The 21,212-nt window shown below is 71.8% G+C and carries 20 protein-coding genes and 1 pseudogene; 4 read left to right on the forward strand and 17 right to left on the reverse strand.

Features of this window, described 5'->3' with window-relative positions; translation table 11 throughout:
* Positions 1-3: 3 nt before the first annotated feature.
* From ACFPIJ_RS02260 to ACFPIJ_RS02275, 4 genes are all read left to right on the forward strand, one after another.
* Positions 4-939 (forward strand): LLM class F420-dependent oxidoreductase, encoded by a 936-nt coding sequence (locus ACFPIJ_RS02260; protein ID WP_380112862.1) that lies wholly within the window; start codon positions 4-6, stop codon positions 937-939.
* A 19-nt stretch (positions 940-958) separates the two neighbouring features.
* Complete coding sequence (locus tag ACFPIJ_RS02265; RefSeq protein WP_380112864.1) at positions 959-1,768, forward strand: DNA-formamidopyrimidine glycosylase family protein; 810 nt, start codon at positions 959-961, stop codon at positions 1,766-1,768.
* 135 nt (positions 1,769-1,903) lie between these two features.
* Entirely contained in the window at positions 1,904-2,353 is a 450-nt protein-coding gene (locus tag ACFPIJ_RS02270) for a carbohydrate-binding protein (RefSeq protein WP_380112865.1), read from the forward strand.
* A gap of 76 nt (positions 2,354-2,429) precedes the next feature.
* The gene (locus ACFPIJ_RS02275; protein ID WP_380112866.1) at positions 2,430-3,218 is read left to right on the forward strand and encodes a hypothetical protein; all 789 of its coding nucleotides are present in this window, start codon (positions 2,430-2,432) and stop codon (positions 3,216-3,218) included.
* 2 nt (positions 3,219-3,220) lie between these two features.
* On the opposite strand, the gene pspM is transcribed toward ACFPIJ_RS02275, so the two are convergent.
* The 17 genes and pseudogenes from pspM to ACFPIJ_RS02360 form a co-directional block, all read right to left on the reverse strand.
* Positions 3,221-3,964, reverse strand: a complete 744-nt coding sequence (gene pspM / locus ACFPIJ_RS02280; protein ID WP_380112867.1) for a phage shock envelope stress response protein PspM — start codon at positions 3,962-3,964, stop codon at positions 3,221-3,223.
* Positions 3,965-3,996: 32 nt separating this feature from the next.
* Positions 3,997-4,860, reverse strand: a complete 864-nt coding sequence (locus tag ACFPIJ_RS02285; RefSeq protein WP_380112868.1) for a PspA/IM30 family protein — start codon at positions 4,858-4,860, stop codon at positions 3,997-3,999.
* Positions 4,861-5,074: 214 nt separating this feature from the next.
* Positions 5,075-5,530, reverse strand: coding sequence for a helix-turn-helix domain-containing protein (locus ACFPIJ_RS02290; RefSeq protein WP_380112869.1), 456 nt, complete (start codon positions 5,528-5,530; stop codon positions 5,075-5,077).
* A gap of 99 nt (positions 5,531-5,629) precedes the next feature.
* Entirely contained in the window at positions 5,630-6,115 is a 486-nt protein-coding gene (locus ACFPIJ_RS02295) for a CinA family protein (RefSeq protein WP_380112870.1), read from the reverse strand.
* 410 nt (positions 6,116-6,525) lie between these two features.
* A pseudogene (gene pgsA, locus ACFPIJ_RS02300) lies at positions 6,526-7,080 on the reverse strand (CDP-diacylglycerol--glycerol-3-phosphate 3-phosphatidyltransferase); the annotation flags it as partial.
* Positions 7,077-8,507 carry a 30S ribosomal protein S12 methylthiotransferase RimO gene (rimO, locus tag ACFPIJ_RS02305; RefSeq protein ID WP_380112871.1) on the reverse strand — a complete coding sequence of 477 codons (1,431 nt, stop codon included), beginning with the start codon at positions 8,505-8,507 and terminating at the stop codon, positions 7,077-7,079. The gene rimO and the pseudogene pgsA, both read right to left, overlap by 4 nt.
* Before the next feature lie 29 nt (positions 8,508-8,536).
* The gene (locus tag ACFPIJ_RS02310) at positions 8,537-8,980 is read right to left on the reverse strand and encodes a DUF3291 domain-containing protein (RefSeq protein WP_380112872.1); all 444 of its coding nucleotides are present in this window, start codon (positions 8,978-8,980) and stop codon (positions 8,537-8,539) included.
* A gap of 9 nt (positions 8,981-8,989) precedes the next feature.
* A complete protein-coding gene (locus ACFPIJ_RS02315; RefSeq protein WP_380112873.1) occupies positions 8,990-9,625 on the reverse strand; it encodes a helix-turn-helix transcriptional regulator in 636 nt (211 codons plus the stop codon).
* A gap of 8 nt (positions 9,626-9,633) precedes the next feature.
* Positions 9,634-10,554 (reverse strand): AEC family transporter, encoded by a 921-nt coding sequence (locus ACFPIJ_RS02320; RefSeq protein ID WP_380112875.1) that lies wholly within the window; start codon positions 10,552-10,554, stop codon positions 9,634-9,636.
* 643 nt (positions 10,555-11,197) lie between these two features.
* Complete coding sequence (locus tag ACFPIJ_RS02325) at positions 11,198-13,855, reverse strand: FtsK/SpoIIIE family DNA translocase (RefSeq protein ID WP_380112876.1); 2,658 nt, start codon at positions 13,853-13,855, stop codon at positions 11,198-11,200.
* Positions 13,856-13,857: 2 nt separating this feature from the next.
* Positions 13,858-14,271: a DUF2784 domain-containing protein gene (locus ACFPIJ_RS02330; protein ID WP_380112877.1), complete on the reverse strand. Its 414-nt coding sequence runs from the start codon at positions 14,269-14,271 to the stop codon at positions 13,858-13,860.
* A 9-nt stretch (positions 14,272-14,280) separates the two neighbouring features.
* On the reverse strand, positions 14,281-15,969 hold the full coding sequence (locus ACFPIJ_RS02335) for a ribonuclease J (protein ID WP_380112879.1): 1,689 nt from the start codon (positions 15,967-15,969) through the stop codon (positions 14,281-14,283).
* Entirely contained in the window at positions 15,966-16,919 is a 954-nt protein-coding gene (gene dapA, locus ACFPIJ_RS02340) for a 4-hydroxy-tetrahydrodipicolinate synthase (protein WP_380112880.1), read from the reverse strand. Before dapA ends, ACFPIJ_RS02335 begins: the two co-directional genes overlap by 4 nt.
* A 36-nt stretch (positions 16,920-16,955) precedes the next feature.
* The gene (gene thyX / locus ACFPIJ_RS02345) at positions 16,956-17,693 is read right to left on the reverse strand and encodes an FAD-dependent thymidylate synthase (protein WP_380112881.1); all 738 of its coding nucleotides are present in this window, start codon (positions 17,691-17,693) and stop codon (positions 16,956-16,958) included.
* A gap of 9 nt (positions 17,694-17,702) precedes the next feature.
* Complete coding sequence (locus ACFPIJ_RS02350) at positions 17,703-18,254, reverse strand: DUF2752 domain-containing protein (RefSeq protein WP_380112882.1); 552 nt, start codon at positions 18,252-18,254, stop codon at positions 17,703-17,705.
* A 314-nt stretch (positions 18,255-18,568) separates the two neighbouring features.
* On the reverse strand, positions 18,569-19,783 hold the full coding sequence (locus ACFPIJ_RS02355) for a winged helix-turn-helix domain-containing protein (RefSeq protein ID WP_380112884.1): 1,215 nt from the start codon (positions 19,781-19,783) through the stop codon (positions 18,569-18,571).
* Positions 19,784-19,855: 72 nt separating this feature from the next.
* Complete coding sequence (locus ACFPIJ_RS02360; RefSeq protein ID WP_380112885.1) at positions 19,856-21,187, reverse strand: glycosyltransferase 87 family protein; 1,332 nt, start codon at positions 21,185-21,187, stop codon at positions 19,856-19,858.
* Positions 21,188-21,212: the final 25 nt, after the last annotated feature.

The raw sequence follows: 21,212 nt of genomic DNA on the forward strand, positions 1-21,212 counted from the left end.
TGCATGCGGCTAGCAGTGTTCATCGAGCCCCAGATCGGCGCCACGTACGAGGAACAGCTCGCCTTCGCGCAGCGGGCCGAGCGGCTCGGCTTCGAGGGATTCTTCCGCTCGGACCACTACATGGCGACGCGCGGCGGGGCGCCCGGGCCGACCGACTCGTGGGTGACGCTCGGCGCGCTCGCCCGCGAGACCTCCACGATCCGGCTCGGCACGCTCGTGTCGTCGGCGACGTTCCGCTACCCGGGCCCGCTGGCCGTCGCGGTCGCGCAGGTCGACGCGATGAGCGGCGGCCGGGTGGAGCTGGGGCTGGGCACCGGCTGGTTCGAGCGGGAGCACGCGGCGTACGGGATCCCGTTCCCGCCCGTCGGCGAGCGGTTCGACCGGCTCGAGGAGCAGCTGGCGATCCTGACCGGGCTGTGGTCGACGCCGGAGGGCGACACGTTCAGCTTCGAGGGCCGCTACTACGACCTGGTCGACTCGCCCGCCCTGCCGAAACCGGCGCAGCGGCCCGGACCGCCGATCATCATCGGCGGCAAGGGGCTCAAGCGGACGCCACGGCTGGCGGCGCGGTTCGCCGACGAGTTCAACGTGCCGTTCTCCTCGCTCGCCGAGACCACCACGTCCTACGACCGGGTCGTCGCCGCGATCGAGGCCGAGGGGCGGGACGGGCGGGCGCCGATCGTGTTCTCGTTCGCGCAGACGATCGTGTGCGGCGCGACCGACGCCGAGGTCCGCCGCCGGGCGGAGGCGGTGGGGCTCGACCCGAACGGGCCGCCGGCCTCCGGCGGGCAGCTGTACGGCACGCCGGCCCGCGTGGCTGAGCAGCTCGCCGACTTCGTGAAGGCCGGCGCCTCCAGGGCGTTCCTCCAGGTCCTCGACATCCGGGACCTGGACCAGCTGGAATTGATCGCGGCGGAGGTAGCGCCACTGCTGCCGTGACGGGGGGCAAGATAGGGGCGTGCCCGAAGGCGACACCGTCTGGAACACCGCCCGCGTGCTCGCCGAGGCGATCGAGGGCCAGGTCCTCACCCGCAGCGACTTCCGCGTGCCCAAACTGGCGACCATCGACCTCTCCGGCTGGCGGGTTGCGGAGTCCGCCAGCTACGGCAAGCACCTGCTGCTGCGATTCGGCAAGGACGAGCGGGCGCTCACGTTGCATTCACATCTTCGGATGGATGGCGTTTGGCGGGTGTACCAACGAGGCGAGCGCTGGACCGGGCGCCCCGCGCACCTCATCCGGGTCGCGTTGCACACCCCAGCGCCCGTCGCCGTCGGCTTCCACCTGCACGAGCTCGCGATCGTGCCGACCGCCGAGGAGCACCGGCTCATCGGGCACCTCGGGCCGGACCTGATGGGCGACGGCTGGGACCCCGCGCTGGCCGTCGCGCGGCTGGCCGAGCGGCCCGACCGGCCCATCGCCGACGCCCTGCTCGACCAGCGCAACCTCGCCGGGATCGGCAACCTGTACAAGGCCGAGGTGCTGTTCCTGCGCGGGGTCAACCCGTTCGCCGAGACCGGCGCGGTGCCGGACCTGCCGGCGATGGTGGACCTCGCGCACCGGCTGCTCAACTCCAACCGGGGCCGCTGGACGCAGACGACCACCGGGTCGCTGCGCCGGGGCGAGACGAACTGGGTGTTCGAGCGGGCCGGCCGGCCGTGCCGCCGGTGCGGGACCACGATCGAACGCTGGACCGGTGGCGATCATGACCGGATCACCTACTGGTGTCCGCACTGCCAGCCGGTTGTCGTCGCGCCACCTGGCCCGTAGGCTGCGAACCCGCTGGTCAGGGCGCGGTTCGCGGGCAACGCGCGAAGCGCGAAAGGCGCGAAGCGCAACGCGTGGAGCGCGAGGAGCGCGAAGCGCGAGGCGTTGGGGCGAGTGGACGTGCAGGGAGTTCACCGGTTGGGGCGCACCGATCGGACGCTGTTGTGGGGCACCGCAGCACTGATCGCGTTCACGCTCGGTGCCGTCGCGGTCGCACGGACGGACGGCGGGCCCGTCGAGGCCACCGACGACAGCCGGCTCTGCTACAACTCGGCGGGCGTCGGCGCCGCGTGCCTGCCCCCTCCGGCCGACCCCGACCCGCCCATCTCGGCACCTTCACCTTTCGTGTCCGGGCCGGGCGGGTCGGGGTCGGCACCGGCGCCGACGAGCGCTGCACCGACCAGGCCTGCTTCGAAGCCACCCGCATCGAAGAAGGCCACGAGCCCCGCCTGGGCGGTCGGCGTCGCCTATCGAACGGGAGCGCAGGTCACGTACCGCGGCGCCGGCTATGCCTGCCTGCAGACGCACACGTCGCAGGTGGACTGGTCACCGGTCGCCGCACCCGCGCTCTGGAGCCGGGTGTCGTGAGGTTTACGCCCGCGCACTGATCGTTGAGGGCACGCGGTAGGGTCTGGGGCGTGACGCTGGGTGTGGTGTTGTTCCGGTGGATCACCGGCTGAGCCGGCGGGGCCTGTTCGTCGGCTCGGCGGCGGCGCTCCTCGCATCCGCGCTCGGCGGCTGTGACGGGACCCCGCTCACCACGCCGACCGCGGCCCCGACGATGCGACCGCCCGACGGCACGCCGCTGGCCGTCTGGGAGCTGACCAGCGAGCTCGTCGGCACGGCGATGCTCGCCCTGCGCGCGCCGCGCCTGGTCGTCTTCGGCGACGGTGACGCGATCGCCGACGCGGCGTATCGGTCCCGCCTGGACTCCGACGAGCTGCAGAGCCTCAACATCGGCCTCGTCGCCGACCTGCGCTCCAGCGACGCGCAGAAGCAACGCACCGCCGCCCCGCCGGTCCCCGGCGCTCCGGTGACGAAGGTGTCCACGTGGACACCGACGGGGGTGCTCGCGTTCACCGCCGAGGGACTCGACGAGCTCAAGACCGAGCACGTCTACGCCGACGTGCTCTACGACGCCCGGGACCGCCTCGCCGCGATCCACAAGAAGGTGTCGGCGACCGCCCAGCCCTACCTGGCGGACCGGATCCGGCTGGTCGCGATGCCGGTCGACAGCGAGCCGGCCACCGTGAACACGTGGCCCGCGGACGTGGCGTTGCCGGCACCGGACGCGGGTGCCCTGCGCAAGGCGGACCTGTCGGGTGACGCCGCCCGGGCGGTGGTGCGGACGTTGACCCGGGACCTGGACCAGCGTGGCGCCTGGCCCGCCTACGAGACCGCCGGCGGCGACGTCGTCCGGGCCAGCTGGCGATACCTGCTGCCCAACGAGTGACGTCAGGCCGGGCTGGGGCGCGGGGTGGTGGCGCGCAGGTCCGACAGTCCCTCGGCGACGCCGCGCAGGAACGCGGTGGCGTCGGCGAGGTTGCCGATCGTGGCACTGTCCTCGGCGACACAACCGGCCGCCGCCGTGACGAACTGCTCATACGCCGCCACGCCCTGCTCGAGCTGCGTGGCCAGGGCGGCGTGCGCGGGCCGCAGCGACTGGCCGGCCGGGCCGATCCCCATCGCCCGCTCGACCGAGGCGGTGCGCTGCGCGAGGTCGCGCAGCGACTGCTCGGCGACGGTGGCGTCGAGCACGGCGGCCTCCGCGTGCGGGCCGAGCCGCCCGACCAGGCCGCTGAGCATGGCCGAGGCCCGGTCGAGGCGCCGCCACGGCTCGGCGACGGTGAGGCCGCGCAGCTTGAACGAGTCGCGGTGCCGGCCGAACTCGGCGAGCGCGGTGCGCCCGGCGGGCATGCGCGCGACGATGCCGGCCAGCTTCTCGCCGATGACGGCCGGGTCGGGCTCCGGCGGGACGGGCAGGGCCCGGAAGGCCCGCAGGTCGATCCACCGCCAGATCGCGATGGCGATGGAGCCGCCGGCGCCCGCCGCCCAGAACGCGTCGGGCAGCCCGAGGCCGCTGTAGGGCACGAGCACGGCCGTGGCGCCGGTCAGTAGGCCGGCCCGCACCGACCAGCCCCGCGCAGAGCGGTGCAGCCGCCGCAGTCGCTTCAGGTGCTTCGTCCGCTCCGAGGCCATGACCCGCTCTCCCCCTTGACCGTTGTGGAACGTCAGCTCGCGCTGGCGGCGTCTCCCGCTTGCTTGTCCTTGTTCAGCAGCCCGGCCCTGATCTCGTCGAGACGGGCCACGCTGGCGTCCTTCGGCCCGGTGGGCGTGGCCGCGGCGGGCGCGCCCGGCGCGGCGGTCAGCTGGTCGCCGGCCATGCTGGCACGGATCTGGTCGAGGCGGGAGCTGCCGGCCATGTCGAGGGTGGTGCGCTGGACCTCCAGCATCCGGCCCTCGACGGAGTTGGAGGCGAGCTCGGCGCGGCCCATCGCGTTGGCGTAGCGGCGCTCGATCTTCTCGCGCACCTCGTCCAGCGACGGCGTGTTGCCGGGGGCCGCGAGGCCGCTCATCGACTCCAGGGACTTGGCGACGGTCTCCTGCATCTTGGCCTGCTCGAGCTGGCTGAGCAGCTTGGTGCGCTCGGCGAGGCGCTGCTGCAGCAGCATCGCGTTGTTCTCGACCGCCCGGCGGGCCTGCGCGGCCGCGTTGAGCGACTGGTCGTGCAGCGTCTTCATGTCTTCCATGCCCTGCTCCGCCGCGACCAGCTGGGTCGCGAAGATCTGGGCGGTCTGCTCGTATTCGGCGGCCTTCGCCTCGTTGCCCTCGGCCCGGGCCTTGTCGGCGAGCAGCAGTGCCTGCCGGGCCGAGCTCTGCAGCTTCTCGACCTCACCCATCTGCCGGGACAGCCGCATCTCGAGCTGACGCTGGTTGCCGATCACGGCCGCGGCCTGCTGCACCAGGGCCTGGTGCTGACGCTGCGCGTCCTCGATCGCCTGCTGGATCTGCACCTTGGGATCGGCGTGCTCATCGATCTTGGCGCCGAAGAGCGCCATCAGGTACTTCCAGCCCTTAACGGCGGGATTCGCCATCTCGCGGTCCTCTCTGCGCCAGCACTACGAACGTGCGGCTTCCATCGTGTCAGGCGAGCGCTAGAGCGTCACGCCCGGCTTCGAGGCAAACGGTAGAAGAAACCGGCCGAACTGGGACGAACCGCGCACGCCTCAGGGTGATCTCAGGGATACCCCCAAGACGCGGAAGACCTTGTATGCCCCGGGCACACAAGGTCTTCATGATCATGAGCACTCAGGCGGCGTAGACGACTTCGCGCGGATTGCGCGTCGCGCGCAGCGTGGTTCGGAGCGGGCCGTCGTGACGCACCGCGACCGACAGCTTCGCGTCCGCGCTGACCTTCGTCTTCGGCGCGCCGCGGCTGAGCCGGGCCTCCGGAGCGGACGGACCGGCCGGCTCGGGCTCGGAGGTGGACTCGGACTCCGGCGCACCCACCGGGACGAGCACGCGTGGCAGGTCCTCGGACGTGGCGAGCGTGTCGCTCACATCGCGCAGCACCTCGGACAACGCGGCTCCGAGCGCCTCGCAGATGGCCGCCAGCAGCTCGCTGGAGGCCTCCTTCTGCCCACGCTCGATCTCGGACAGGTAGCCGAGACTGACGTTGGCGGCGGTCGACACCTCGCGCAGGGTCCGGTGCTGGGCCTGCCGCCGCGCACGCAGCGCGTCACCGATCACTCGACGAAGCAGCACCTTGGCACCCCCTCTGAGGCAGTCCGCGAATGGCTGGCCGCGAAAACTGGTACCCGCCACGGTACCTGGTGCAGCGCCGATCGACACCCTGCCCCGCCGTTATCGGGAGGTGATGGTGATCGCGAGCCGCTCCGCGAGGAGGGCGACGGCCGCTTCGACGGCGCCGGAGCGCACCGCGGGGCGGTCACCCTGAAGGGTGAGTTCGCGGACGGCGGCATGTCCGGGCAGCGGGCCGGCGACCGCGACGTACACCCTGCCGACGGGCTGGCCACCCTGCGGATCAGGGCCCGCGACACCGGTGGTGGCGGCGGCCCAGTCGGCGCCGCAGCGTTCCCTGGCACCGGCGGCCATCGCGGCCGCGACGGACGGATCGACGGGCCCGTGCGAATGCAGCAGCGGCGGCGGTACGCCCAGCAGGCTGGCCTTCAAGTCGGTCGCATATGCGACGACGCCACCGCGGAAGACGGCGCTCGCCCCGGGGACGGTGACGAACTCGGCGGCGAGGAGCCCACCGGTGAGCGACTCGGCGACGGCGAGCGTCTCACCCCGGTCCTGCAGCAGCACGAGGATGTCGGCGGCGGTCATGCGTCCTCACTTCGTTCCGGGCGCCTGACCCGACACTGGACCCCTGATGACCAGCCCGAGACGCTTCGCTGGCCGGTCATGCGTCCTCACTTCGCTCCGGGCGCCTGACCCAATACTGGACCCCTGATGACCAGCCCGAGACGCTTCGCTGGCCGGTCATGCGTCCTCACTTCGCTCCGGGCGCCTGACCCGACACTGGACCCCTGATGACCGGCCCGAGACGCTTCGCTGGCCGGTCATGCGACCGGCTCGTCGGCCGCGGGCGCGACGGCCGGGGCCGCCGCGGGGGCGCTGAGCAGCGGACCCTGCAGCCCGGCCGCCGGTTCCGCCGTCGAGTGGGCCGCACCGCCGAAGTCGTCGGCGCCGCCGCCCGACCCGCCCGGGCTGCCGGCCCGGCGGCGCAGGGAGTCGCGGCGGACGCGGTACGCCCGCAGCACGTAGTCCAGGCCCGTCACGACCGTGACGATGAGGGCACCGGCCATCAGCCACGGGCCGACCGCGGCGAGCCAGTCGGGCAGCGGCGTCAGGTACCAGCCGATCGCCAGGATCTGCAGCGCCGTCTTCACCTTGCCGCCCCGGCTGGCGGGGATGACCCCGTGCCGGATCACCCAGAACCGCAGGAGGGTGACGCCCCACTCGCGCACGAGGATGAGCACCGTCACCCACCACGGCAACCGGTCATACAGCGACAGCAGGACCAGCGCGGCCCCGGTGAGCGCCTTGTCGGCGATCGGATCGACGACCTTGCCGAACGAGGTGACGAGGTTGTACGTGCGTGCGATCCACCCGTCGACGTAGTCGGTCGCGGACGCGACGACGAAGGTGATGCCCGCCGCGAGCTGCCAGCCGGTGTCGGTCATCCGGCCCGCGACGACGAATATGACGAAGACGGGGACGAGCACCATCCGCACGACGGTCAGGATGTTGGCCGCGTTGAGCAGTGGGACGGGCTTGACCACCGTCATGAGTCCGCCGGACTGATCATCTCGATCGGGACGGCGACCAGGTCGACGCCGACGCTGTCGACGACCCTGGCCCGGACGAAGTCGCCGGGGCGCAGCGTGGACAGCTCGATCCCGCCGCCTTCGACGAGGGTGGTGGAGCCGTCGACCTCGGGTGCCTGGTGCCCGGCGCGGCCCTCGACGGCGTCGTCGGCCAGGTCGTCGACCATGACCTCGACGTGGGAGCCGATCCGGTCGGTGGCCCGCTGCGCGCACAGCTCCTCGGCGAGGGCGCTCATCCAGTCGTACCGCTTCTTGATGTCGCTCTCGGACACCTTGTCGGGCAGGTCGGCGGCCTCGGTGCCGTCCTCGTCGCTGTAGTCGAACACGCCGACGGCGTCGAGGCGGGCCTCGGTGAGGAAGCGGGCGAGCTCGTCGACGTCCTCGCGGGTCTCGCCGGGGAAGCCGACGATCACGTTGCTGCGGGCGCCGGCGTCGGGGTCGAGCTTGCGGACCGAGTCGAGCAGCTCCAGGAACCGCTCCGTCGAGCCGAAGCGCCGCATGCGCCGCAGGACCGGCTCGCTGGAGTGCTGGAACGACAGGTCGAAGTACGGCGCGACGCCGGGCGTGGTGGCGATCGCCTCCACGAGGCCGGGGCGGGTCTCGGCGGGCTGCAGGTAGGACACCCGGACCCGGACGATGCCGCTGACCGCGGCGAGCTGCGGCAGGAGCCGCTCCAGCAGGCGCGGGTCGCCGAGGTCCTTGCCGTATGAGGTCGAGTTCTCACTCACGAGCACGAGCTCGCGGACGCCGGTCGACGCGAGCCACTCCGCCTCGGCGAGGACCTCGTCGGGCGTCCTGGACACGAACGCGCCACGGAACGACGGGATCGCGCAGAAGGTGCACCGGCGGTCGCAGCCGCTGGCCAGCTTCAGCGGCGCGACCGGGCCCTTCTCCAGCCGCTGCCGCATCACGCCACGCAGGTGCGCCGGAAGGTGTCCGGGCACGACCACCTCGGTGGCCTCGCGCCGGGCAACCGGGGTGAGCGGGAGCAGCGTGCGCCGGTCCCGGGGCACGTGCGAGGCGATCTTCTCGCCGGCGAGGATCGCGTCGAGGCGGGCCGCCATGTCCGGGTAGTGGTCGAAGCCGAGCACCGCGTCCGCCTCGGGCAGCTCACCGGCGAGCTGCTCGCCGTAGCGCTCGGCGAGGCAGCCGGTCGCGACCACCTTGGCGCCGGTGTCCGCGGCGGCGAGTAGCGTGTCGATCGAGTCCTGCTTGGCCTTGGCCACGAAGCCACAGGTGTTGACCACCACCACGTCCGCGTCGGTGCCGTCGGTGGTGACCGCCCAGCCGCCGGCCGCGAGGCGGGCTGCGAGCTCCTCGGAGTCCACCTCGTTACGGGCGCAGCCGAGGGTGAGCAGGGCGACGCGACGGTCAGCGTTGGTGGGCATGCTGTCGAGGGTACCGGGCGGACCCGGGCTCAGGCTGCGGGGAACGGGTCGCGGAACGTGAAGGCCTCGGGTGACGACCCGTTGCGGCGTAGCAGGTCCAGACGCTTGCCCGCCTCGTCGACCGTCGGGATGTGGCCGGCCGGGATCCACCAGTTGACGGCGTACACGTCACCGAGTGGGACGAACCACTCACGGCGCCGTCGCAACACGTCGAGATGACCACTACGGAACGTGAATTCCCGCAGTGATTCGAGGTCCTCCCACACGGTCAGATTGACGATCACGTCGTCGCCGAACGGCCGCAGCGACGTCGCGTCCGCGCCGGTTTCGTCGACCAGCCGCCAGACGAAGCCCGGCCAGCCGTCGGCGAGCGCGTTGATCCGGTCGAGGTCGCCGTAGAAGCCGGCCATGCGCGGGTCGTCCTTGGGCCCGACGGTCCGGCCGATGTTGAGCTGCGCGAGGTGGGAGGTCATTGCCAGATTCTAAAACCTATCCACATTGTTTATGGTACCGGGGGCGCTCCGCCGAACGGTCACACAACACCCCTCCGGCCGGGGGTCGATCCGCACGCCGTCCAGCGCCCCCTCAAGCAGCGCGAGGTTCGCGCCGCAGACCAGGGCCGCGTGGGTGCGCGCCACGCCGTCGAACGGGCAGTTGCGCAGCCGCCAGACGTCGCCGTCCTCGTACGGCTCGTAGCCCAGCCGCCGCAGCAGTTCCTCGGGCGGCAGGTCGTCCTTCCGGTGCCGTTCGCCCTCCCGGCGGGCCGCCTCGAACAGCGCCGGCTCCACGCCCGCCGCCTCGACCGCGTCGGCGAAGACCGAGGCCAGGGTCCGGTAGTCCCGCGGCGGCAGGCTCAGCTCGTGCTCGGTGGCGGTGCGCCGGTACAGCTTCGACGGCCGGCCCGAGCCCGGTCCGCTGCGCCCGTTCACCCGCCCGAACGACACCTCGAGCAGACCCGCCTCGGCCAGCTTGTCCAGGTGGTGCGCGGCGAGGGTGCGCCCGATCTCCAGGGCGTCCGCGACCGCGTTGCGGCTGACCGGCGCCCCGGCGGCGGCAACGTGCTCGTAGACGGCCCGGCGTTGCGGCTCGGCGAGGGCGGCGATCGCTGCGGCATCCACCCGACCAACTATCCCAGCAGTGCCGCCACCACCGTCAGCGTCACCATCGAGACCGCCGTGGACGCGACCACGGCATCCCGTGGGAAGCGGCCGTCGACCCCGTACGCCCTCGCGAACACGAACGTGTTCTGCGCCGTCGGCAGCGCCGAGCACAACACCGCCGCGAACAGCGCGGCGCCGTGCAGGTCGAGGACGAACCTGGCGAGCAGGAAACACACGGCCGGCTGCACGCACGACTTGAGCAGCACCGACAGCGCGACCTCCACCGGGCGGGCGGGCACCGGGTCGGCGACGTCGGTGCGCACCAGCGACAGCCCCAGCGCCACCAGCGCCGAGGGCACGGCCGCGTCGCCCAGCAGCGTGACCACGCCGGCCAGCAACGCCGGCAGCCGCACCCCGGCGGCGCCGAGCGTCACCCCCGCGAGGCAGGCCAGCATCACCGGGCTGCGCAGCGGCACCGTCGCCAGCCGCCGCCAGCGCCCCCCGGCACCCTCCTGCCGCGCCAGGTCGAGCGTGCCGAGAATGAGCGGCGTGAGGATCGTGGTCTGGATGAGCAGCACCACCGCGATGAACGACGCGTCCCCGAGCACCTGCACCGCCACCGGGATGCCGAGGTTGCCGGCGTTGACGTAGCCCGCCGCCATGCCGGCGATGGCCTGCTCCCCCAGCGACCGGTGGAACGCCCAGCGCGCGACGCCGATCCCGACCGCCCCGACGGCGACGGTGGCCCCCACGAACGCGGCGACGCCCTCACCGGCGAGCCCGGTGATCGGCTGGCGGATCAGCGTGTCGAGCAGCGCGGCCGGCATCGCCACGTAGAACACGAACCGCCCGAGCACGTCGACGGCCCCGAACCCCAGCACCCCGGTGCGCCCGGCGACGTACCCGACGACGGTGAGCGCCCAGATCGGCACGAACGCCGCCAACACCGCCGCCCAGCTCCGCTCCGACTCGATCTTCGCCCACTCGGACCACCCCGCGCCCGGCCGTCCTCCCCCAAGGCCGCCGACGCGTCGCCCGGTGAGGGTAATCCGCCCGGCGCCACAACACCGATCCGGAACCCGGTGTGCAGCCGGTCCTCTGGAGCCTGTTGCGGATTGACGTCGCCGGCGGGTTGGCGGTGGCCCGGGGCTCTCGGTGGTCGCCGGCTTCAAGGATTTCGGACAAATCGCCTAATCAGGGCGCTGGCGGGATCTGCGCCAAGGCCTGACGATCTTGGCCGCTTGATCGAAGGCGTCAGGTGGTCGCGTGGGCGACCGCGGCGCTCCTTCGACCATGAGCGGGGGGCGGGAGATCGCTGTTTCGGCGCTGGTACCCGCCGGTCCACTGATCGATGAGTCTTCGTCCTCGGGCGTGATCGGTGTTGGAGCACCGACTGTCCCCCTCCACGGCGACTCCCGGGCAACCACTCCGCGACTCCGATCACGCCAGTCGTGATCGACCACGTGGTGAGCGCCTCAACGATCACCGACCGCGCGGCTCCAGTGCCCGTCCAGGCCCACACGCACGGCACGACCCGCAGCGCGCGACGAACACGGACATGACACCGACGCCGGCTCGTGCCGGTCGCGCTCAGTCGTCGTCTTCGGAGGCTCTCAGGGCGCCGAGCACCTCGGGCAGCTCGTCCGGCTTGATCAGCACGTCGCGGGCCTTGGAGCCCTCGGACGGGCCGACGATCCCGCGGGTCTCCATGAGGTCCATGAGCCGGCCGGCCTTGGCGAACCCGACCCGCAGCTTGCGCTGCAGCATGCTGGTCGAGCCGAACTGGCTGGTGACGACCAGCTCGATCGCCTGCAGCAGCAGCTCAAGGTCGTCGCCGATCTCCTCGTCGACCTTCTTCTTGACGTCTTCGGGCTTGGTGGTGACGCCCTCGCGGAACTCCGGCTCGCGCTGGTCCTTGCAGAACTTGACGATGTCGCTGATCTCGGTCTCGCTGACCCAGGCGCCCTGGATGCGGATCGGCTTCGACGCGCCCATGGGCAGGAACAGCGCGTCGCCGCGGCCGATCAGCTTCTCCGCGCCCGGCTGGTCGAGGATGACCCGCGAGTCGGCGAGGCTGGACGTGGCGAAGGCCAGGCGCGACGGCACGTTCGCCTTGATCAGGCCGGTGACCACGTCGACGCTGGGGCGCTGCGTGGCGAGCACCAGGTGGATGCCGGCGGCGCGGGCGAGCTGCGTGATGCGCACCACCGAGTCCTCGACGTCGCGCGGGGCGACCATCATCAGGTCGGCCAGCTCGTCGACGACGACCAGCAGATACGGGTAGGGCCGGATGACCCGCTCGCTGCCCGGCGGCGCGGTGATCTGCCCGGCGCGGACCTTGCGGTTGTAGTCGTCGATGTGCCGGACCCCGGCGGCGGCCAGGTCGTCGTAGCGCATGTCCATCTCGCGCACGACCCAGTCGAGGGCGTCGGCGGCCTTCTTCGGGTTGGTGACGATCGGCGTGACCAGGTGCGGGATGCCCTCATAGCTGGTCAGCTCGACCCGCTTCGGGTCGACCAGCAGCAGCCGGACCTCGTCGGGTGTGGCCCGGGTCAGCAGCGACACGAGCAGCGTGTTGAGGCAGCTCGACTTGCCCGCGCCGGTCGCGCCGGCGATCAGGATGTGTGGCATCTTCGCCAGGTTGGCCACCACGTAGCCACCCTCGATGTCCTTGCCGAGCGCCACGATGAGCGGGTGGTGGTCGCTGGTCGCGACCCGTGAGCGCAGCACGTCGCCGAGCGCGACGTTCTCCCGGTCGGGGTTGGGGATCTCGACGCCGACCGCGCTCTTGCCCGGGATCGGGCTCTGGATCCGCACGTCGGGTGACTTCACCGCATAGGCGATGTTGCGCGACAGCGCCGTGATCCGCTCGACCTTGACGCCGTGGCCGACCTCGACCTCGTAACGGGTCACGGTCGGCCCGCGGGTGAAGCCGGTGACGAGCGCGTCGACGCCGAACTGCTCGAACACGCCCTGCAGCGCCGCGGTCACCTCGTCGTTGGCGCGGGTGCGCCCGCGCGGCGCGTCGCCGGTGCCGAGCAGGTCGGGCGGCGGCAGCTTGTAGTCGGCGTCGGTGAGCGCCAGCTGCTCCGCGCGGGTCGGCAGCGGCGAGTGCTCCGGCGGCTCCTTCTCCCGATCCTTCGCCTTCTTCCTCGACCCGGCGGCCGAGCCCGATGCAGGGGTGCGCTGCAGCACGACCGTGTCGTGGACGATTGAATCCTGGTCGAGACCGGCGCCGAGGTCGGGTGCCGAGGCGTCATACCCGTCGAGCGGCCCGTCCGGGTCGTCGAGCGGGTGGGGCAGCGCGGCCGCCTGCCGGCGGCGGGCCGGGGTCCGCCGGGCCGGGCGCGGCTCCGGCTCGTCATAGAGCTCCTCGAACTCCTCGTCGACGTCGAGGGTCGGGTCCTCGACCCGGCCGAGGGCCAGGTCACGCAGCTGCCGCCAGCGCTGCGGGATGCGGCTGATCGGGGTGGCGGTGACGACGAGCAGGCCGAACCCGCCGAGCAGGAGCAGCAGCGGCACCGCGACCCAGGCGGTGACGGCCTTCTCCAGCAGGCCGCCCGCGGCCCGGCCGAGCAGGCCGCCGGCCTTGTCCATGAGGTCGGGCTTGTCGGGGCTGCCGGCGGCCAGGTGCATGAGGCCGGTGCCGCCGAGGAACAGCGCGGTCCAGCCGACGAGCCCGCGGCCGCGGTGGTCCTCCTCGGGGTCGGCGCGCATGACCCGGATGCCGCCGATGAGCAGCAGCACCGGCAGCACCGAGGCGGCGCCACCGATGAACGTGTGGCAGATCCCGGCGACCCAGTGCCCGACCGGCCCGGCGGACTGGAACCACACCGCGGCGGTGACCAGCACGGCGAGGCCGATGAGGCCCAGGCCGGCGCCGTCGCGGCGGTGTGCGGGGTCCAGGTCACGGGCGTTGGCCGCCTGGCGGCCCACCGCCCGGGCGGCCCAGCCGACACCGTGCGCCACGCCCATCCAGAGCGCGATCATGCCCCGGCCGAGCAGCCCCAGCGGCGTTGCGACCGCCGCGCCACCACGCCGCCGCCGGGCCACCGCGGTGCGACGGACCGGCGCGGCACGCTTGGCGGCAGTGGAGCGCGAAGCGGAAGCGGCGCGCTTGACAGGAGCAGCGCGCTCGACCGGAGTGGCGCGCTTGGCAGGAGCAGAACGCTTGGACGGCGTGCTCGAACCGCCGCGGGAGCCGGACGCGCCGGAACCGCGGCCGGCCTGAGAGGTGCGGCCCGCCATGGTCACACCGTAGCGGTAGGTTCCGACATTTCTTCGGACCCCGGGGAGCTATTCGTGGTCGTGTTCCGGCGCTTTCTGCGGCGCAGGTAGATCCCCACGTACGACACCACGACCAGGACCCCCACCAACACCTGCAACAGGTGGGTGTACCGCTCCGGGTAGAGCACGCCTTCGATGTACTGGTCGATGAAGCCCCGCCCGACACCGGTCTCGCCGGCCTTCCGCCGGGCCCAGTGCTCGACCAGCGTCAACGGGCAGGTGAGCGGGATGGTCACCACGGCGAGACCCCAGGCGGCGGCCGCGAGATGCGGCCACAACGCCCTGGGCCACCGCCAGGCGAGGAACCCGCCCAGCACCACGTAGGCGAGGAAGCAGAAGTGCAGGACGAGCACGGTGGACGCCAGCACCTCATACATACCTCTAGATTAGACCTCCACCACCGTCGGGACGATCATCGGACGGCGCCGGTAAGCCTCGTTGACCCAGCGCCCGACCGTGCGCCGCACGATCTGCTGCAACTGGTGCGGGTCGGTGATGCCCTCGGTCGCGGCCTTGTTGAGCGCGTCGGTGACCAGCGGCAACACCGCGGCGAACACCGCCGGGTCGTCGGAGAAGCCCTTCGCCGACACCGTCGGACCGGCGACGACCTTGCCGGTCACCGAGTCGATGACCACGGTCGCGGCGATGAACCCGCCGTCGCCCAGGATGCGGCGCTCGGTGAGCAGCGACTCGCCCACGTCGCCGATGGCGAGGCCGTCGACGTAGACATACCGCGAGCGGATGTGCCCGACCAGCGACGCCTTGCCGTCCACGAGGTCCACGACGTCGCCGTCCTCGCAGAGCACGACCCGGTCGCCGGGGACACCGGCCTCCCGGGCCAGCTGCGCGTGCGCCCGCAGGTGCCGCCACTCGCCGTGCACCGGCATGAAGTTGCGCGGCTTGACCACGTTGAGCAGGTAGAGCAGCTCACCGGCGGGGGCGTGCCCGGACACGTGGACCTTGGCGACGTCCTTGTGCACGACGAGCGCGCCGGCCCGGGACAGCTGGTTGATCACGCGGTACACCGCTGTCTCGTTGCCCGGCACCAGCGACGACGCGAGCACGATGGTGTCGCCCTCGCCGATCTGGACGTGCCGGTGGTCGCCGTTGGCCATCCGGCCCAGGGCGCTCATCGGCTCGCCCTGCGAACCGGTCGACATCAGCACGACCCGGTCCTCGGGGAGCCCCATCGCCTCGTCGATCGGCACGAGCAGCCCGGCCGGTATCCGCAGCAGCCCCAGGTCGCGGGCGATGCCCATGTTGCGCACCATCGAACGGCCGATCAGCGCGACCTTCCGCCCGTGCAGGTTCGCGGCGTCGAACACCTGCTGGACCCGGTGCACGTGCGACGCGAATGACGCCACGATGATCCGCCCGGTCGCCCGGCCGAAGGTCCGCTCCAGGACGGGACCGATCTCCCGCTCAGGGGTGACGAACCCGGGGATCTCCGCGTTGGTCGAGTCCGACAGCAGCAGGTCGACGCCCTTGGCGCCGATCCGGGCGAACCCGGCGAGGTCGGTGATGCGCCCGTCCAGCGGCAGCTGGTCCATCTTGAAGTCGCCGGTGTGCAGCACGGTGCCGGCCGACGTCGTGACCGCCACGGCGAGCGCGTCGGGGATCGAGTGGTTCACGGCGAAGAACTCGCACTCGAAGGGGCCGAGCCGCTCGACCTGACCCTCGCGCACGGTCAGCGTGTAGGGCTCGATCCGCCGCTCGGCAAGCTTGGCCTCGACCAGCGCCAGCGTGAACTTGGACCCGACGAGCGGGATGTCCGGTTTGTGGGCGAGCAGATACGGCACGGCACCGATGTGATCCTCGTGGCCGTGAGTGAGCACGATCGCCTGAACCCGGTCGAGCCGGTCGAGGATCGACGAGAAGTCGGGCAGGATCAGGTCGACGCCGGGCTGCTCGACGTCGGGGAAGAGCACCCCGCAGTCGATGATGAGCAGCTTGCCGTCGTGCTCGAACACCGTCATGTTGCGCCCGATGGCGCCCAGACCGCCCAGCGGGGTGATCCGCAGGGCGCCTGGAGTAAGTGGCGGCGGTGGTTCGAGCTCGATGTGTGCCACCGTCATAGGGCCACTCCGAGGTCGTTGTGATGAGCCATCTGGTCCGCGGTGCCGATCGTGCGGCCCGCCTCAGCGCAATCCTCCCGCAGCCGGCCGAGCTCCGCTGCATTGGCCGACACCAGCGGCGGGCGCACCGGCCCGGCGGGAAGGCCCAGCAGCGTCAGGGCGGCTTTGGTGAGGATGACCCCCTGCGTGCGGAAGAATCCGCAGAACGCGGGGAGCAGTTGCAGGTGGAGCGCACGGGCGCGGGCGACGTCGCCCTCCTCGTGCGCCAGAATCATCCGCTTGGTCTCCGGGCCGAAGACGTGCGTCGGCACCCCGACCACCCCGACGGCGCCGACCGACAGCAGCGGCAGGGTCAGCTTGTCTTCACCCGAGTAATACGCCAGGTCGGTCCGCTTGATCACCCAGGCGCTCTCGCCGAGGTCGCCCTTGGCGTCCTTGACCGCGACGATCCGCTCGTGCTCGCCGATCCGGCACATGGTCTCGGTCTCGATCGCGACGCCGGTCCGGCCGGGGATGTCGTAGACCATCACCGGCAGCCCGGAGGCGTCCGCGATCGACCGGAAGTGCTGCAGGATGCCGGCCTGCGGGGGCTTGTTGTAGTACGGCGTGACGACGAGCAGCCCGTCGGCTCCCGCCTTCTCCGCGGCGCGGGACAGCTCGATCGTGTGATGCGTGTCGTTGGTGCCGACGCCGGCGATCACCGTGGCCCGGTCGCCGACCGCCTCGATGACGGCCCGCAACACCTGGTCCTTCTCGGCGTCGCTGGTGGTCGCGGACTCCCCGGTGGTCCCGTTGACCACCAGGCCGTCGTGCTCCTGGTCGTCGACCAGATGAGCGGCCAGCCGCGCCGCACCGTCAACGTCGAGCGAACCGTCAGCACGGAATGGCGTCACCATTGCGCTGAGCAGCCGGCCGAACGGCCGGCCGGGGACGGAACCGGTGCGTGTCATAGGCACAACCTAGCGGACGCCTTCTGGTCGCTCAGCTCAAGATTCCCAGCTGTACTGACCAGCGGCGACCTCGGTGCCGTCCGGCAGCGTGCTGATCGTGAAATCGGCGAATACGTTGGGCGCCACCCGCTGCAGCTCCTTGAGGCAGGCGACCGCCACCTCACGGATCTCCACGTCGGCCGCCTCGGTCGCCCGCATGGTCACGAAGTGCCGCCACGCCCGGTAGTTGCCGGTGACCACGATCTTGGTCTCGGCCGCGTTGGGCAGCACCGCCCGCGCCGCCTGCCGGGCCTGCTTGCGCCGGCTGGTGCCGTTCTCGACCTCGCTGAACTTGGCCTCCAGGCCCTCCAGGAGCTCGTTGTAGGCCCGCAGCGCCGACTCCGACGCCTCGACGAACACCTTGTGCAGCTCAGGGTCCTCGGCGATCACGTCCGGCTCGACCATCTGCGCCTCGCGCCCCGGCACGTATCGCTGCGACAGCTGCGAATACGAGAAATGCCGGTGCCGGACCAGCTCGTGCGTGAACGACCGGGACACACCGGTGAGATAGAACGTCACGGTCCCGTGCTCCAGCACCGACAGGTGCCCGACCTCCAGGATGTGGCGCAGGTAGCCCTCGTTGGTGGCGGTCGCCGGGTTGGGCTTCTTCCACGACTGGTAGCACGCCCGACCGGCGAACTCCGCGAGCGCCTGACCGCCGTCCGCGTCGGTCTCCCACGGGACATCGGCGGGAGGTTCGAAATGCGTCCAGGCGATGGCTTTGGCGGAGAGCATGGAAAAAGCCTAGACGAACAGCCAATCGAACGGCGCCCAGGGCAAGTTCCGTGCGACCGAGAACACCAACCAGGCGACCAGGAATCCGATCATCGCGCCGCTGGACAGTCGCAGCATCGGCAGGATCTGCCGGTTGGCGAGCCGGTTGAGTGTCCAGCTCACATACATGTACGCCAGGAACGGCGCGGCGAAGACCAGCATCGCGTGGTGGTGCGCGGCTGCGGGGATGTCACCGTGCAGCAGATACCAGGCAGCCCTCGTGCCACCGCACCCCGGGCAGTCGAAGCCGGTGAAGAGCTTCATCACGCACGTCGGCACGTCGGTGGCGCCGGCCGAGGTCGGCCGCATCAGCAACGTGTAGGCCACGCCGCCGGACACCAGCGCCGTCAGCCCGAGCGGCGACGCCCACCTCGGGATCCTGTCCACCAGCCTGGCGATCCGCCCCTTCGGCGGCGCCACGTAGGTGTACTGATAACCGCCCGGCGGCGGTTGCTCCGCAGCGGCCAGCAGATGCGCCGCCAGCCCGTCACTGCTGGGCGCGGCCTGAAGGGGTGACGTCACCCTCATAACGCTACACCCAGCCAACCAGGGCCCGTTTCGTGACGATCGCCGGGCTGCGACGGTCCACCGCCTCGCCCAGACCGGTCCGGCGCGCCCACGCCAGCCCAGGTGCCGGAACCACGCCGACTCGCCCAGCCCGGCCCCGCGCACTACGCCGAACCGGCCCAGCCCAGGCGTTCGTGACAATCGCCGGGCTGCGACGGTCCACCGCCTCGCCCAGACCGGCCCCGCGCGCCACGCCGAACCGGCCCGGCCCGGCCCGGGCGCCGGAGCTCGCACCGACCCCTCATGGACAGGCCCCGAAGATCCGGCACTCAGCCGGCCATCGCCTTGGCCAGGTCGACGGCGAAGTCCCCCGCCACCGGCAGGTCGACCCGCTCCAGCCCCAGCCACCCCGCGAACCTGCGCAGCTCCACCGCCAGCGCCTCCGCCACCTCCCCGCGCGACGGCGCCCCGCGTCCCGTCAGCGGCTCGACCCACGCGGCCGGCACCAGCAGCGTCCCGGAGCGCCGGTCGGCCTTCAGGTCGACCCGGGCGACGAGCCGGTCGCCGAGCAGGAATGGCAGGACGTAATAGCCATAGAGGCGCTGCAGCGGCGGCACGTAGATCTCGATGCGGTAGGTGAAGCCGAACAGCCGTGCCACCCTGGCCCGCTCCCACATCAGCGGGTCGAACGGGCTCACGAGGGTCGCGGCGCCGACGCGGCGCGGGGTGGGCGCCTCGTGGTGCAGGTAGGCGCGGGGCTGCCAGCCCTCGACCTCGGTCGGGATGAGCTCGCCGGCCTCGACCAGCTCGGCGATCGCGGTGCGGGCACCGGCGAGCGGCAGGCGGAAGTAGTCCCGCAGCTCGGGCTCGGCGGCGACGCCGAGCGACCTGGCCGCCACGCGGACCAGCTCACGGTAGGCATCGGCGGGCTCCGGCGTGGGCGCGGCGAGGACGGCCGCGGGAAAGATGCGCTCCGGCACGTCATAGACCCGGGCGAAGGAGGAGTTGCGGCTGGCGACGCTGACCTCGCCGGTGTAGAAGAGCCACTCGATCGCGGTTTTCGTGTCCGACCAGTTCCACCCCCAGTGGTCTTTGCTGCGGGGGCGGGCGAGGTCACCCTCGACCTCGTTGGCCGTGATCGGGCCCTTGGCGCGGATCTCGTCCAGCACCCAGCGGATGAGGTCGGGCTGCTCGCGGGCCATGCGGACCATCCGGCCCCAGGCCGCGCCGGACTGCATCCGCCAGCGCAGCGCCGGGTGCAGGTGGACCGGGACGAGGGACGCCTCGTGGGCCCAGTATTCGAACAGCTCGCGGGGGCGCCGATAGGCCAGCCGGTCGAGCAGCTCGGTCGGATAGGGGCCCAGGCGACTGTAGGCCGGCAGGTAGTGCGCGCGCTGGACGACGTTGACCGAGTCGATCTGCAGCAGGCCGGTGCGGCCGAGGACCCGCTTCAGGTGACGCCGCTCCGGCACGACGCCCGGGACCCGGTCGGCGAAGCCCTGAGCGGCGAGAGCGATCCTCCGAGCCTGGGTGAGTGTCAGCACTCCGCGAGGCTAACCCCGGGGTATGACAAAAAAGGGCGGCCCCCGGTCGGGGGCCGCCCTCAGAGCATCGCGTTATGCGCCGACGAGCGGGCGGGCCGGTTCGCCCGCGTCCTTCGCGTCGAACGCGGCGCTGACCCGCCGGTCGATCTCGACCAGGTCGGGCACGTCCTCGACGACCGGACCGGTCGACGTGGCCGGGTTGGTCAGGCGCGCCGGACCGGAGCTCTCGGAGGCCGGCTCCCGGATCGGCAGGGCGATCAGCAGGGCGACCATCAGCAGCACGTAGGCGTTGCCGCCGATCAGGCCGAGACCGTCGAACTTCTGGTGGAACGCCCACGGTGTGCGACTGCACAGCAGCAGGAACGAGAACACCCCGAAGATCATGAGGTAGCGCCGGCGCCGCGGGTCGTAGCTGCGATCGGTTGCGTGGTCCAGCAGCACCGCCATCGACGGGAGCACCCACACCAGGTGGTGGATCCAGCTGATCGGGCTGACCAGGCAGCCGACGAGACCGGTCAGCGCCAGCCCGGCGAGGTCGTCGCGGACCTTGACGGCCTTACGAACCCGCCACACCCAGACCGCGAGCGCGGCGAGCACGAGCAGCATCCACACCGGCTTGCCCGGGTCGGGGCTGTACAGGCGGGCGGCAAGGCCGCTGAGCGCCTGGTTGGACACGAACGAGGCCGAGCCGACGCGGTCGGTGTTCCACATCGCGTCGGTCCAGAAGACCCGCGAGGCGTCCGGCGCGAAGGTCGCCGCCGCCCAGGTCGCGGCAGCCGCGGTGGCCGTGGAGACCGCGGCGGCCCGCCAGCGGCGGGTCACCAGCAGGTAGACGATGAACACGCCCGGCGTGAGCTTGATCGCGGTGGCCAGGCCGATGCCGATGCCGCCGAGGCGTGAGCCGCCGCGGACCAGGACCAGCAGGTCGCCGACGACCATGACCAGCAGCAGGATGTTGACCTGGCCGAAGTTGACGGTCTCGCGCACCGGCTCGAAGGCCGCGACGAGGGCGAACGCGATGGCGAAGGAGAACCAGAACTGCCAGCCCTGGCGCTTGATGACCGGGCCGATGAGCCAGGTGATGATGAAGCCCAGCGCGACGACGTTCATCGTCACGCTGATCGCGATCGCGGTGTGCCAGCCGATGAGCGCCATGGGCGACATCAGCGCGGCGGCGAACGGTGGATAGGTAAAGCCATACGGCGTGCCGGGCACCAGGTAGTCGTAGATGTCGCCACCCTTGTTCACCCAGTAGTCCATCGCGCCGTAGTAGACCTTGAGGTCGAAATACCCGTTTCGCGCGGCGGCCACCGCCAAGAAGGCCCACACGGCGGCCCACACGGCCACCACGATGAGCACCTGCTTGACCCGGGGCCGAAGCTTGGGCCGGACGGCCGTCAACACGGCGACTCGTCCTCGCTCCGCCACT

Source organism: Dactylosporangium cerinum, assembly GCF_042653625.1.
In the GTDB taxonomy this organism is placed as follows: domain Bacteria; phylum Actinomycetota; class Actinomycetes; order Mycobacteriales; family Micromonosporaceae; genus Dactylosporangium; species Dactylosporangium cerinum.